The sequence below is a fragment of the Curtobacterium sp. MCLR17_040 genome (assembly GCF_003234735.1).
Taxonomy (GTDB): domain Bacteria; phylum Actinomycetota; class Actinomycetes; order Actinomycetales; family Microbacteriaceae; genus Curtobacterium; species Curtobacterium flaccumfaciens.
In genome coordinates, this window is record NZ_QKTE01000009.1 from 125,532 (window position 1) to 138,669 (window position 13,138).

A 13,138-nucleotide genomic window follows, 5' to 3' on the forward strand; every position below is an offset into this window, starting at 1 on the left:
CGCGACGACAGTGGGGCCATGAGCCAGTACGAGAAGCGCGATCCGAACACCCTCTACCCGGCACCGCCGTACCCGAAGCAGGAGCAGTCGCTGCCGGGCGCCGCGTGGAAGATGGACCCGAAGCCCGACCACGGCGAGGAGAGCTACGTCGGGCTCGGACGGCTGAAGGGGTACCGCGGTATCATCACCGGTGCCGATTCCGGCATCGGCCGTGCCGCCGCCATCGCCCTGTCGCGCGAAGGTGCGGACCTGGTGCTCTCGTACCTGCCGGACGAGCAGGAGGACGCGGAACAGGTCCGCGACCTGCTCGAGTCCGAGGGTCGTCGGGCCGTGCTGTTCCCCGGCGACATCTCCGACGAGCAGTACTGCACGGACCTGGTGCAGAAGGGCGTCGACGAGTTCGGCGGTCTCGACACCCTGGTCATGGTCGCGGGGCGCATGGAGAGCAACGAGGACATCCTCACGCTCGACACCTCGATGTTCGACTCCACCTTCAAGACGAACATCTACTCGCTGTTCTGGCTGACCAAGGCCGCCGTGCCGCACCTCGAGCCCGGTTCGACCATCGTGACGACCGGTTCGATCCAGGCGTCCACGCCCTCGCCGGACAAGATCGACTACGCCGTGTCGAAGGGCGCGATCAAGCTCTTCACCGAGGCCGTCGCGCAGCAGCTCGCGCCGAAGGGCATCCGTGTGAACTCCGTCGCGCCGGGGCCGGTGTGGACGCCGCTGCAGCCGGGTTCCGACGACGCCGAGACGGTGTCGCACTTCGGTGAGAGCTCGCCGTTCGGGCGTCCCGGGCAGCCCGCTGAGCTCGGTGCCGCCTACGTGCACCTGGTCAGCCCGGAGTCGAGCTACCAGTCTGGGTCGACGATCACGATCGCGGGCGGGACGCCGGCGTTCTGATCTGCCGTTCTGGGCTTTTGGCGTTTTCGCATTCTTGCGTTCGAGGAAGGGGACCACGTGTCCGGAGTGACGCACACCGTGCTGGTCGAGTGGGACGGGGAGGACCGGTCGTCCGAGGCCTCGGCCCTGTCGCGTGAGCACCTGCCGCGGGTCGAGGGGGTCGAGTCGGTGCAGGCCGGCACGAGCGTGAGCACCGAGGGGTTGGAGGGCGGGTTCCACTGGATGCTCGTCGTCCGGTTCCGCGATCGTGCCGCGCTCACCGGGTACCTGCCGCACCCGGAGCACCGGCCGGTGGCCGAGTTCATCGGTGCGGCGAGTGCGCGGGTCGTCGTGTTCGACGTCGAGGACGCCGCCTGATCGCTGCGCCGGAAGCTGTGTAACGCTCTGGTTGCGATGGGGGACGAGGGGTTCCGTTCCTCGTGGAGGCTCGACGTACGGTGGATCGGCCATCGCAACGGCGCGGGGGTCATCGGCTGGCGCTGCGGCTCTCCGGAGCGCGCGCCGGTCGGGTCCCCGCCTGCGGGCGGGGACCCTTCGACATCCGCCGACGGAGGGAAACAGACGATGCCCGGCAACCCGAACCCGTTCGTCCACGACGGCGCGAAGATCCTGCTCGGCGAGGCGGGAGCGGCGCACTGCGACGAGTGCGGTGACGCCGTCCGGCTCGACCCGCGGATCGGCAGCTGGAGGACCGTGCAGCAACCCGGCCCCCAGCTCCCGCCTGACCGGCAGCGGCGCAGTGCGGCGGGGGCCGCGTGAACGGCACCGCCCGGACTGCCGGGGTGACCCTCGGGCTCATCGCAGCGATGGCGCTGACCGCCTGTTCCGGCACACCGGCCGCGACGCCGACCCGGACCGTGACCGCGACTGCCACCGCGACCCCGGAGGCGCCGGCTGACCCCGACACCCCGACCCCCGCTGCGACCCCGACCGCGACGGACACGGCCTTCAGCCTGTCGGATCCCGCGACGTGGACCATCTCGACCGAGGAGGTCGGACCGATCGCCCTCGGTGGTCCGGTGCAGGGCGAGATCGACGACCTGGCAGCCGCCTACACCCGGAGTACGGATGCGTGCCCGGCCAGCCCGGAGACGACCTTCTGGGAGCGGTCCGACACCCCCGGCCTCATCGTCATCCCCCGCGACGGCAAGGTCGCCGGAGTGACCATCGGTGGGGTGGGGTCGGACCCGGTGACGACGAACTCGCCCGAGACCGACGCCGGGATCGGCATCGGAGCACCCCTGACCGAGGTGCGCTCCGCGTACCCGGACCTGCAGTACACCGGCACCTACGGTGAGGACCAGGGGCCGTACTCGATGTGGAGCGTGCAGGCCGACGGGCGCTACATGACGTTCCAGCTGGGGACGGACGGCACCACCGTGGGGGCGATCTGGGTGGGGTCGGTCGCGATGTTGCCGTACGAGTACTGCGCCTGACGCCACCGAAGGTCGAACGTCGCTGCTGGCAGGATGACCGGTATGGCCAGCGCAGTCCGTCTCATCCGGTCCGACGTCCTGAGCGACGCGGCGCAGTACGCGTACGCATCCACCGTGCCGGCCGGGACGCGGCTCGTGTTCCTCGCCGGGGCCTGCCCGCTCGCCGCGGACGGGTCGACCGTCGCGGTCGGCGACTACGCGGGCCAGGCTGCCCGGTGCATCGAGACGATGCAGGAGGCGCTGCGTGCCGCAGGTGCGTCCATCGAGGACGTCGTGAGCACCCGGGTGCTCGTGGCGTCCTCACGGCAGGCCGACCTCGTCGCCGCATGGCAGGTGGTGCACGATGCCTTCGGCGAGCACGACGTGCCGAGCACCCTGCTCGGGGTCACGGTGCTCGGCTACGACGACCAGCTGGTCGAGATCGAAGCCGTCGCAGCCGTCGCCGACGGCCGGCCCACGTGACGACGCGAGGTGTCGAGGTTCCCGCGCTCGCGCGCCTCGCGCACGCTCGCCTCAGAAGCCCGGACCTGCTTTGACCAGTGCGATGCCGACACCGACGAGCGCGAGGACGAGGCCGGCCACGAACGTCCGCGGGGACGGGTTCTCCCCGCGGAGTCTGGCCACGACGGGCCCGAGGAGCGCGAGCCGGACCACGAGGTACGCGATCGCGATGATCTCGGCCGCGAGCCCGGATGTGCCGGTCAGCCAGGCGTAGGCGAGGACGGCAGCCGGCAGGAGACCGGAGGTGAGGATGGGCAGCGAATCTCGCAGCTCGGCGCGGACGGTCTCCCCGGTGAGGCGGTGGTCGCTCCGCGCACGTCGTCCGACCGACTCGGCGAAGGTGTGTGCAAGGAAGGTCGAGAACGCGGTGGCGAGGACGTACCAGAGCCCCCGACCGCTCTCGGCGGTGTCCGGGAGCATGGGTGCGATCGTGCCGAGGATCACGATGTTGCCGTACACGAACGCGGTGATGCGGCTCGAGGCGTCCTCACGCGACAGGCGGCTCCGGCCCACGGAAGTCCTCTCGTGCGGGCTCAGTAGTACTCACCCTGCCGGTAGTCCCAGCTCGTGAACGTGTCCGCGAGCAGCCCCATGATCCGGTCGACGTCGAGCCCCTTGCGGATCAGCGTCGGTGCGGGGACGACCGATCGGCGTCCGTCCTGCAGCGGGATCAGGGCTCCGGCGCTGTCGACCATCGACACCATGACGCCCTGCTCGTAGCGGGTCTCGGCACTCTGCTCCGGCTGGATGGACGCGACGTAGTCGTCCGCCTCGACGATCACGTCGGCGCGCTCGGCGATGCGCTCGCCGATGCCGTCCACCACGCCACGGTTGCCGGTGCCCGACGGGTTGGCCGAGCTCGCGAAGGCGAACTTGCCGTGCTCGGTCCAGAGCTCGCGGGCGGCGAGCTCACCGGGGACGCCGAACTTGATGACGAAGCAGGACGTCCCGCGGGTGTCCATCATGAGTTCGTCGGAGCCGTCCGCCGGCAGTGCCGCTCGACCCTCGTCGCTCCAGGGCAGGATGCACCCGAGCAGGACGTCCTCGTCCCAGCACCGCTGGTACAGGGCGTCGATCTCGGGGGTGAGCTGCGCGATGCTCCGGAGCATCTCGAGCGAGCTCACGAGCACGACGCCCGGCTTGTTGCGGTTGCGTTCCTTCGCGTCGAACTTGCGCTCCAGACCCGCGCGGTCCGAGGTCATCAGGATGTAGCCGACCCTGGTCGGGACCACCGCCAGCCCGCCGTCGTGCAGCAGCGCGTCCACCGCACTGCGCGGCACGCCACCGTCCCAGTGCACCCGGTTCATGCTGACCTGCGTGTCGTCGTTCATGCCCGTCCTCGTCCCGTTCTGGAGTCAGACGATCGTCTGACAGCGGGAGCCTATGGACGACGTCCGAGCCGGACAAGGGCGAAGGGCGCGACCTGTGGGCCTTCTCCGAAGGGTTCAGGCGGGCTCGCAGCGAAGGACCGAGGGGCCCAGCACGCGCTGGGCCCCTCGGTCGTTCATCGGTGGTGGGTCAGGATCGCTTCCGACGACGGGCCTGCAGCGCGATCACGCCGACGCCGGTCAGCGCGAGTCCCGCAGCCCACGGCAGCAGGTGCATCGCGTCGCTCCCGGTGTAGGCCAGCTGGCCGGTCGGGACGGCGGCGGAGACCGCGCTCGTCGGAGCGACAGGGGTCGCCACCGTCGAAGCGGTCGGACGGACGTCCACCGTGAACGCCGTCGCGAAGCTGCTCGACGCCACGGTCAGGGCGTGGGTCGACGCGTGCGGGAACGTCACTTCGGCACCTGCCCACGGGTCGGTGTTCGGGACGATGACGTCAGAGGTGTGGTCGGACGTCACCGTGAACGGTGCCGGGTAGCCGTCGGCGCCGTCGACCTCGTTGCCGAAGCGGTCGACGAGGCTCCCGCCGACCAGGAGCGTGCCGCCCTGGTCGATGGTCGGCTGCCCGCCCTCGAAGCCCACGCCCAAGGTGCTGTAACCGCCGTCGGGCTCGGGCGTGGTCTCGTTCTGGAAGGTCCAGACGGTGCCGTCGCGCTCGATGACCCAGCTCGTGGAATGAGCGGTGAGGAACGTGTCCTTGTCCTCGGCCGTCACCCGCACGCCGAGCGGCGTCGAGGCGTCCGTCGTGAGGTTCACGTACTGCGATGCGGTCGTCGTGCCGCTGGTCGCGACGATGCGGAAGGCGTACGTGCCCGAGTAGTCAGAGGTGCCGGACAGCACCCCGGTGGAGTGGTCGAGCGACAGACCGTAGGGAAGGTAACCGGATTCGTCTTGATCGGTCTCGTCGGCGTACGGGTCGTCGAGCGAGAAGTACTCCACCGAGTACGTCGGCTTCGGGAACCCGTCCGCGGCGAACGTGTGGGTGAACCGTTCCCCGGCCGTCGTGGACAGCATGACCGGCTCGTCTTCGGTGGTCGCCTCGGGGAACGAGGCGGCCTGTGTCACCGCAGCGGTCGACGCCGTTGCTGTCTGGTCGTCGTCGCCCGTGATCGTGACTGCGATGACCTTGCCGGCGTCCGAAGGGAGGACGAGGTAGGACTCGGTCGTGACGGGGAGCGTGGTGCCGTCACCCGTCCACACGTAGGAGAGCGTGCCGGTGAAGCCCGTCCCCGTCGCGGTGAGGGTGCTGCCCACGGTCGCATCCCCGGCGATGGTCGCGGTGGGGTCGGCGACGGCGGGAGCAGACGTCGCCGGGGCGGCCGGAGCGCTGCTGGGCGCGGTGGTCTCGTCCGCGGGCACCTCCGTGTCCTCGGCGGCATCCGGAACCGGGACGACAGGAGTCGTCGCGTCGGGCGACGCTGCTGCGGTCTCCTCATCGGTGCCGGTGCCGGTGCCGGTGCCGGTGCCGAAGTCCGTGCCGGTTCCGGGCGCGGTGTCCTCGGTGGGGGCCGCGGCCGAGCCGGCTGACGCGGTCGCCGGTGCTGCTTCCGGCAGTTCTGCCGCCGAGGCAGACAGCGCCCCGAAGCCGGTGCTCAGGCCGATGACGGCGATCGTCGCGCCGATCGCGCATGCGCGTCGGAGTGTTGCGGTGCTGTGTGGCACGGGTTGTCCCCTCGGGTGTGCCGTCCGACAACGGCCGGACGAGTGCGATCGCCGGAAGCCGGCGCCCTCGGATCGTAGCCAACCTGTGAGGCGTCTTTGAGCCCGAGGGCAGGCATCACCCGCGAAGTGGGGGAGCCAGCGACGGCGGATGAATGAGGACATCGCTCGGTCGTGGCTGACCGTGTCCCTAAGCTGAAGCAATGTCAGCAGCGCCCGCCGGTTGGTACGACGATAAAGACCCTGGTTTCGTCCGTTACTGGGACGGGCGAGCATGGACCCAACATGTGCAGCCCAAGAAATCTGCTCCAGCAGGCGCTGATCCTATGCCGTCAGCAGCTGTCGAGCCGACGACTCGACGGGCGGCCCGATCCGCTGAGCAAGCAGCTGCACCAACTGCCGCTGCGAAGCAGAGCAAGCCCATCGAGAAGCTGTCGAAGCGTGAGGCGCGGGAGCGGCTCCGTGCTGCAGAGGCGCAAATCGAGGCGGGCGAAGCCGTCGTTGCCCGCTACCAGATGCGCGCATTTGACGACGTTGACGCCTACCGAATTGAGCAGGAGAGCCAACTCGGCGCGCTTCGGGCAGAGTTCGAGGCTGAGCAATCAGATGCCCGCGAGTTGCTCGTCAGAGAGCAGTCGCAGGAACGCGAGCGGTTTGCCGCTGAACAGGCAGCTGAGCGCTCGAAGGTGGAGCAAGCCGTGCGGAGCGGGCAGGAACGTGTCCGGGCGGCGGAACAGCAGGCTGAGGAAGCGCGGGCGACCCGTGACGAGCTCAATCGAGGAATCGGCGCCCGTAGAACCGAACTGGTGGACCTCACCGCCGCAGTGGAGCTGCAGGCTGTTGGACTGTTCGACTTCGACCATCCAGCAGCATCGTCGACCGAGTTGGCTTCCAAGTTGGAGGCGCTTCGTTACCGCATCAAGAACGCCGTCCGGGACAAGCGTGCGGTGACCACTGCGCCGCGCTTCCGCTTCAACGACTCCGAAGCGCAGGGCCGGAAGTTCATGACCGACATGGCGAAGGTACTCCTGCGCGCATACAACGCAGAAGCAGAGAACGCGGTCAAGGCAACCCGCGCGGGCAACCTGCACGTCGCCCAGACTCGTCTGAGCCGAGCGGCGGAGCAGATCGCCAAGAGTGGCACGATGATCGACCTCCGAATCGAGCCGAGCTACCACCAGATGCGGCTTGAAGAGATCGCCCTCGCGAACGAGCACCTCCAGGTGGTGCAAGCGGAGAAGGAACGTGAGCGAGAGCGACGAGCCGAACTTCGCGAACAGCAGCGTGCTGCCGCCGAACTGCAGGCTGAACACGACCGGCTGGAGAAAGAGCGCCAGCACTACCTAGCGACTCTCGCCGCGTTGGAAGCGAACGGAGATGTTGAAGGCGCGGCACGAGTGCAGGCGAGGCTTGTTGATGTCGATCGAGCCATCAACGACGTGGACTACCGAGCTGCCAACGTCCGCGCAGGCTACGTGTACGTGATCTCCAACGTCGGGGCATTCGGTGAGCGCATGGTGAAGATCGGCATGACTCGTCGTTTGAAGCCAATGGACCGCGTCATCGAGCTCGGCGACGCATCCGTCCCGTTCCGGTTCGACGTGCACGCTCTGTTCTTCGCTGATGATGCCGTCGGAGTGGAGACGATGTTGCATCAGACCTTTGCAACTCAGCGCGTGAACAAGGTCAACCTGCGGCGAGAGTTCTTCTACGTGACGCCGGCCGAAGTCCTGGACGCACTCAAGAGCCACGCCGTCGAGGTCGTCGAGTACACAGTTGAACCGGTCGCGGAGGAATTCCGCACGAGTGAGCTCGCGACTGACCTACCGGCCTCGTCTTCGGCCGGAGCCGCAGTCGCGAGCGCTGGTACGTTCACATCGAATTAACGGCCTGACGGGAACCCTTAGTTTCGGCCTGCGACGGTGCGGCTGATGGTTGTGTCCTGTACGGCGCAGCGGGAGGACAACCGCACAACCAAAGCCGCCCCCGCGCCACGTGGTCGCGCGGTTCGAGGTCACTGTGGTTGTGCGAGGCACACAGAAGTCGCCCGCCCTCGCCTCACTCCACCAATGACTGCGTCCCCACCACGATCGCCAGCGCCAGACGCTCCGCGTCCACTGAACCGGGCTCGGCCGTGTACGCCAGGATCCGCAGGTCCTCCGGCCCGACGACCAGGGTGTCGCAGTCGAGCGTGATCAGCCCGACGTCCGGGTGGTCGATCACCTTCCGGCGGGCGGTCTCGCCGAGCGCGGTCGCGCCCGAGTCCCACAGCTCGACGAACCGCGGGCTCGCCGCCCGAAGGTCCCGCACGAGCTGCTGCAGCTGGCGGTCGAGCGGGTAGCGCGCCGCGGTCATCCGGAGCCCCGCCACCAGGTTCGCCTCGAACGCCGCCTGCTCCTCGGGCGTGTGCACGGCGCGGCTGCCGGACCCCACCAGGTGCCGCCACGCGGTGTTCCGGTCGTTCCCGCGCAGCGCGCCGATCGGCCCCATCAGTGCGTCGTACGGGGCGTTGGCGACGAGCAGGTTCCCCGCGGCGTCGAGCACCGCGACCGGGGTGTCCGCCAGGCGGTCGAGCAGTCGCTGCACGCTCGGTGGGATCCTCGACGGCACCACGTCGGCGCCGGGGACCGCGTGCCCGGCGAGTCGGTAGAGCAGCTCGCGGTCGGCATCGGCGACCCGCAGCGCCCGCGCGAGCGCCTCGACGACCTGGGCGGACGGCGAGGTCGCCCGCCCCTGCTCGAGCCGGGTCAGGTAGTCGGCGGAGATCCCCGCCAGCCCGGCCAGCTCCTCGCGCCGCAGACCGGTCGCACGCCGACGCGGCCCGACGACCACTCCCGCCGCCTCGGGGGAGACGTGGTCGCGCAGTCGCCGCAGGGTGTGCCCGAAGTCCGTGTCCGCCATGTCCCCAGTCTGCGTGTCGAGGGGCGCCCGGGTCCTGGCCCTGCTGGTCCCACCGATGAGAGGATCAGCAGCGTCTCCCGCCGCCCGAACACCCGAGGTCAGCACCGTGAAGTCGTACACGATCGGTCCGAGCCCGTTCGGGCCCGGCGAGGACGCAGTGCTGCGGGGTCCGTGGGACCCGAAGATCGGCAAGCTCGTCCGGTCCGGCAAGGTGCAGGGGCTCCGCATCGGCGCGGGGTTCCCCGACACGCACATCGAGTTCGTCCGGGACCTCCCGCTCCGGCGCTTCTTGATGATCGCTCGGCACGTGGACGACGTCTCGGCGCTCGGGACGCTGCACGACCTGGAGTTCCTCCACCTGCACGCCGGGTTGCAGGTGCGGATCGACCTCGCGGCGTTCCCGCGGCTGCGCCGTCTCGCCGTCGCCTTCTGGAAGTACCTGGACGGCGGGGTCACGAACGCGGCGCCGCTCGACGACCTCTACGCGGGGCACTACTCGGCGGACGACCTGCAGCCGCTCTCCGCGATGACCTCGCTCCGCAAGCTCCGTCTCGACGACTGGCCGAGCCTGCGGTCGTTGCACGGGGTGGAATCACTGATCGGTTTGGACGACCTGACCGTGGCCGTCGCCCGACGACTCAGCGACGTCAGCGGAGTCCGAGGTCTCGCGGCGAACCTGCGGCGGTTGGACCTCGAGAGCAACCGGAAGATCCCGGACCTGGACCCCGTGGCCGGTCTGACACGGCTCCGTCATCTCAATGCCGCGAACTGCGGCGACTTCCCGACCCTCGACCCACTCCGGGGATTGACCGCTCTCGAGACGCTGCACCTGTACGAGTCGACTCGGATCGTCGACGGCGACCTGCGCGTGCTGCTCGAACTGCCCGCGCTGCGGGACGTCCGGATCTCGAACCGCCGCCACTACGTGCCGACGGTCAGAGCGGTGCACGAGGCGCTCGACGCTCGGCAGTCTGCCTGACCCTGACCCTGGCCCTGCCGGTCCTACGACAACCGGGCGACTCCCTGCGGTCGCCGCCGAGCACGACGCTGGACCCATGACAACGACACTCATCACCGGGGCCACCCGCGGCCTCGGCAAGGAAACCGCCCGCCAGCTCGTCGAGGCGGGCCACACCGTCTGGATCGGCGCACGCGACGCCGACCAGGGCACCACGGTCGCCGCCGAGATCGGCGCTCGCTCCGTCCAGCTCGACGTCCGCGACGACGACTCGGTCGCCGCGGCCTTCGCCCACGTCGACGCGAACGGCGGACTCGACGTACTGGTCAACAACGCCGGCATCGCCGTCTGGGGGCAGAGCGGGCCCGAGGCGCTCGCCGTCTTCGACACGAACGCCGTCGGCACGATCCGCGCGACCGAGGCCGCGCTGCCGCTCCTGCATCGCTCCGCGAACCCGATCGTGGTGAACCTGTCGAGTGCGCTCGGCTCCTTCACCGCCACCCATGACCCGTCGAAGCCCGCGTTCACCGTGCCTGCCGTGGTCTACGGCGCGTCCAAGGCCGCCGTCTCGATGCTGACGGTGCAGTACGCACGCGTCGTGCCCGAGGTGCACTTCGTCGCGATCGAGCCCGGTTACACGGCCACCGAGTTCGGTGGCATGCCGAACCCGCACGGTCGCCCCGTCGAGGTCAGCGCCGCGACGATCGCGGCCGCCGCGAGCGCGGGCCCGGAGGGCCCCACCGGCGTGTTCCTGGAGGACGGCCAGACGCTCGGGTGGTGACGAAAAGGCGGCCTGGAGGCGCGGTGCCAGCTGGCACCGCGCCTCCAGGCCGTCGTCCGCTCGCGTCTACAGCAGCTGGCGCGCGTTGGTGGACGCGAGGTCCAGCAGCTCGTCACCGCGACCCGACAGCACCGTGCGGATGGCGTAGAGCGTGAAGCCCTTCGCCTGCTCGAGCGTCACCGCCGGGGGCATGGAGAGCTCCTGGCGGTTCGCGCGGACCGACACGAGCGCGGGACCGTCGTGCGCGAGCGCGGCGGCCATCGCGTCCTCGAAGTCGTCGGACACGTCGACGTGGAACCCCTTGATGCCGATCGCCTCGGCGACGGCGGCGAAGTCCGGGTTCTGCAGCTCGGTGCCGTAGTTCACGAAGCCGGCGGCCTTCATCTCGAGCTCGACGAAGTTGAGCGACGAGTTGTCGAACACGACGATCTTCACCGGCAGCTTGTTCTGCACGATCGTGATGAGCTCACCGAGGAGCATCGTCAGCCCGCCGTCACCGGCCAGGGCGATCACCTGCCGGTCCGGGAACGCGGTCTGCGCACCGATCGCCTGCGGGACGGCGTTCGCCATCGTGCCGTGCACGAACGAGCCGATCAGTCGGCGCTTGCCGTTCATGGTGAGGTAGCGCGAGGCCCAGACGACGGGGGAGCCGACGTCGGGGATGAAGACGGCGTCCTCGGCGGCGAGCCGGTCGAGCACCCGGGCGACGTACTGCGGGTGCAGGGGCTTCTTCTTCCCGGCGGGGACCGCCAGGTCGTCGAGCTTCTCGCGGGTCTTCCGGTAGTGCTTCAGGGAGTCCTCGAGGTGCTTCGTCGGGTGCGAGCCGGTCAGCAGCGGGATGAGCGCGAGTGCGGTGTCCTTGACGGTGCCGACCAGCCCGATGTCGACGGGGTGCCGCCGGCCGAGCTGCGAGCCGCGGATGTCGACCTGCACGTGCTTCGCCTTCGCGGGGAAGAACTGCTGGTAGGGGAAGTCGGTGCCGAGCATGAGCACGACGTCGGCGTCCTCCATCGCGCGGTACCCCGAGGCGAAGCCGAGCAGCCCCGTCATGCCGACGTCGTACGGGTTGTCGTACTCGATGTACTCCTTGCCACGCAGCGCGTGCACGATCGGGGCCTGCAGCCGCTCGGCCAGGGCGACGACCTCGTCGTGGGCGTCCGCGACGCCGGCTCCGGCCAGGATCGTGATCCGGTCGGCACCGTTCAGCAGGTCGGCGGTGCGCTGCAGCTCGGCCTCGCTCGGCACGATGCGCGGGGTGGCCCGCTCGATGCGGGTGGTGCGGTCGTCCTTCGCCTCGGCGAGCAGCACGTCGCCCGGGATCACGAGCACGGCGACGCCGCGCTTCTCGATCGCCTCGCGCATCGCGATCTCGAGCAGGCGGGGCATCTGAACGGGGTCGGCGACGTACTCGACGTAGACGGAGCACTCGCGGAACAGCTCCTGCGGGTGCGTCTCCTGGAAGTAACCGGAGCCGATCTCGGCCGTGGGGATGTGGGCGGCGATCGCCAGCACCGGCACCCGCGAACGGTTCGCGTCGTACAGGCCGTTGATCAGGTGCAGGTTGCCGGGCCCGCAGCTGCCGGCGCAGACGGTCAGGTCACCGGTCAGGGCGGCCTCGGCAGAGGCGGCGAACGCGGCCGCCTCCTCGTGCCGGACGTGCTCCCACCGCATCGTGCCGTCCTTGCGCAGGGCGTCGGTGAAGCCGTTCAGGGAGTCCCCGGGCAGGCCGTAGACCCGGTGGATGTCGTTGGCGCGGAGGGTGGCGACGATGTTCTCGGCAACGGTTGGCATGCGTCCTGTCTACTCCCGACCGCCGCGCTGAACGCTTTCGGAGTTTTGTGAGGCTCACTCGCCCTGGGATGCCGGGGTCGGACTGCGACGATGGCGGGATGACCGACGACGCGCCGCTCCTCCGTCCCCGCCGACGGGAGCCCGCCGCGGACGGGATCCTCGAGCGCTCGCCGTACCCGCTCGTCTCGGTGGCGATCGCCGTCATCGCGGTCGTCGTCATCACCATCGTCGGGTTCACCCTCGGCACCGTGGACCTCGGGCTCTCCAAGGCCCTCAATACGCTGCACACCGGGTTCATCGGGGCGTTCAGCACGGCGGTCTACCACGTGATCAGTCCGGCACCGGCGATCGGGATCACGGTCGTCGTCGTCGCCGTGATCTGGTGGCGCACGCGCGACCTGCGCCCGGCCCTGGCGTTCGGCGGCACCATCGCGATCACGTGGGTGCCGTCCGCGATCGTGAAGGAGATCGTGCACCGCGCCCGGCCCGACGTCGCTGTGCTGCCGCACCCGTTCCCCGTGCAGCCCGACCCCGGGTACCCGAGCGGGCACACGGTCTACATCACGGCGTTCGTCATCGCCCTGATCTGGCTGCTCCGCGAGACCCGGTGGCACCGGCTCGCCCTGACGCTCGGCGTCGTGGCCATCGTGATCGTGTTCTTCGCGGTGTCGATCGACGCGGTCCACTACCCGACCGACGCCGCTGCCTCGATCCTGTGGGCGCTCGCCGTGGCGCCGGGGGTGCGGGTGGTGTGGGTCGACTGGCTCATGCCGCGGGTGCCGTTCCTGCGGCCGGGGCGGGGCTGACGCCGGGCGGGTT

At 69.8% G+C, this 13,138-nt stretch carries 14 protein-coding genes; 9 read left to right on the top strand and 5 right to left on the bottom strand.

Features of this window, described 5'->3' with window-relative positions; translation table 11 throughout:
- The first annotated feature begins 18 nt into the window (after positions 1–18).
- The 5 genes from DEJ01_RS10260 to DEJ01_RS10280 all read left to right on the top strand — a co-directional run bounded on the left by DEJ01_RS10260 (position 19) and on the right by DEJ01_RS10280 (position 2,804).
- Positions 19–906, top strand: coding sequence for an SDR family oxidoreductase (locus tag DEJ01_RS10260; RefSeq protein WP_111092904.1), 888 nt, complete (start codon positions 19–21; stop codon positions 904–906).
- A 57-nt stretch (positions 907–963) separates the two neighbouring features.
- The gene (locus tag DEJ01_RS10265; protein WP_181438416.1) at positions 964–1,263 is read left to right on the top strand and encodes a Dabb family protein; all 300 of its coding nucleotides are present in this window, start codon (positions 964–966) and stop codon (positions 1,261–1,263) included.
- A gap of 207 nt (positions 1,264–1,470) precedes the next feature.
- A complete protein-coding gene (locus tag DEJ01_RS10270) occupies positions 1,471–1,665 on the top strand; it encodes a hypothetical protein (RefSeq protein ID WP_071404793.1) in 195 nt (64 codons plus the stop codon).
- Positions 1,662–2,342 carry a hypothetical protein gene (locus DEJ01_RS10275; protein WP_146247593.1) on the top strand — a complete coding sequence of 227 codons (681 nt, stop codon included), beginning with the start codon at positions 1,662–1,664 and terminating at the stop codon, positions 2,340–2,342. Before DEJ01_RS10270 ends, DEJ01_RS10275 begins: the two co-directional genes overlap by 4 nt.
- Positions 2,343–2,384: 42 nt before the next feature.
- Positions 2,385–2,804 carry a RidA family protein gene (locus tag DEJ01_RS10280; protein ID WP_111092907.1) on the top strand — a complete coding sequence of 140 codons (420 nt, stop codon included), beginning with the start codon at positions 2,385–2,387 and terminating at the stop codon, positions 2,802–2,804.
- Between the two features lie 51 nt (positions 2,805–2,855).
- On the opposite strand, the gene DEJ01_RS10285 is transcribed toward DEJ01_RS10280, so the two are convergent.
- From DEJ01_RS10285 to DEJ01_RS10295, 3 genes are all read right to left on the bottom strand, one after another.
- A complete protein-coding gene (locus tag DEJ01_RS10285) occupies positions 2,856–3,356 on the bottom strand; it encodes a hypothetical protein (protein ID WP_241660384.1) in 501 nt (166 codons plus the stop codon).
- Between the two features lie 20 nt (positions 3,357–3,376).
- Positions 3,377–4,174, bottom strand: a complete 798-nt coding sequence (locus DEJ01_RS10290) for an L-threonylcarbamoyladenylate synthase (RefSeq protein ID WP_111092908.1) — start codon at positions 4,172–4,174, stop codon at positions 3,377–3,379.
- 187 nt (positions 4,175–4,361) lie between these two features.
- Entirely contained in the window at positions 4,362–5,891 is a 1,530-nt protein-coding gene (locus DEJ01_RS10295) for a putative Ig domain-containing protein (RefSeq protein ID WP_181438417.1), read from the bottom strand.
- Between the two features lie 200 nt (positions 5,892–6,091).
- Here DEJ01_RS10295 and DEJ01_RS10300 point away from each other — a divergent pair, with 200 nt between their 5' ends.
- A complete protein-coding gene (locus DEJ01_RS10300) occupies positions 6,092–7,774 on the top strand; it encodes a DUF4041 domain-containing protein (protein ID WP_111092910.1) in 1,683 nt (560 codons plus the stop codon).
- Positions 7,775–7,946: 172 nt separating this feature from the next.
- On the opposite strand, the gene DEJ01_RS10305 is transcribed toward DEJ01_RS10300, so the two are convergent.
- Positions 7,947–8,789, bottom strand: coding sequence for a helix-turn-helix transcriptional regulator (locus DEJ01_RS10305; RefSeq protein ID WP_111092911.1), 843 nt, complete (start codon positions 8,787–8,789; stop codon positions 7,947–7,949).
- Positions 8,790–8,895: 106 nt separating this feature from the next.
- Between DEJ01_RS10305 and DEJ01_RS10310 the strand changes: the two genes are divergently transcribed.
- Both DEJ01_RS10310 and DEJ01_RS10315 read left to right on the top strand, forming a co-directional pair.
- Positions 8,896–9,768 carry a leucine-rich repeat domain-containing protein gene (locus DEJ01_RS10310; protein ID WP_111092912.1) on the top strand — a complete coding sequence of 291 codons (873 nt, stop codon included), beginning with the start codon at positions 8,896–8,898 and terminating at the stop codon, positions 9,766–9,768.
- 76 nt (positions 9,769–9,844) lie between these two features.
- On the top strand, positions 9,845–10,528 hold the full coding sequence (locus DEJ01_RS10315) for an SDR family NAD(P)-dependent oxidoreductase (RefSeq protein ID WP_111092913.1): 684 nt from the start codon (positions 9,845–9,847) through the stop codon (positions 10,526–10,528).
- Between the two features lie 66 nt (positions 10,529–10,594).
- Here DEJ01_RS10315 and poxB read toward each other — a convergent pair whose 3' ends face one another.
- The gene (poxB, locus tag DEJ01_RS10320; protein ID WP_111039725.1) at positions 10,595–12,319 is read right to left on the bottom strand and encodes a ubiquinone-dependent pyruvate dehydrogenase; all 1,725 of its coding nucleotides are present in this window, start codon (positions 12,317–12,319) and stop codon (positions 10,595–10,597) included.
- Between the two features lie 98 nt (positions 12,320–12,417).
- Between poxB and DEJ01_RS10325 the strand changes: the two genes are divergently transcribed.
- Positions 12,418–13,125 (top strand): phosphatase PAP2 family protein, encoded by a 708-nt coding sequence (locus tag DEJ01_RS10325; RefSeq protein WP_181438418.1) that lies wholly within the window; start codon positions 12,418–12,420, stop codon positions 13,123–13,125.
- Positions 13,126–13,138 lie beyond the last annotated feature (13 nt).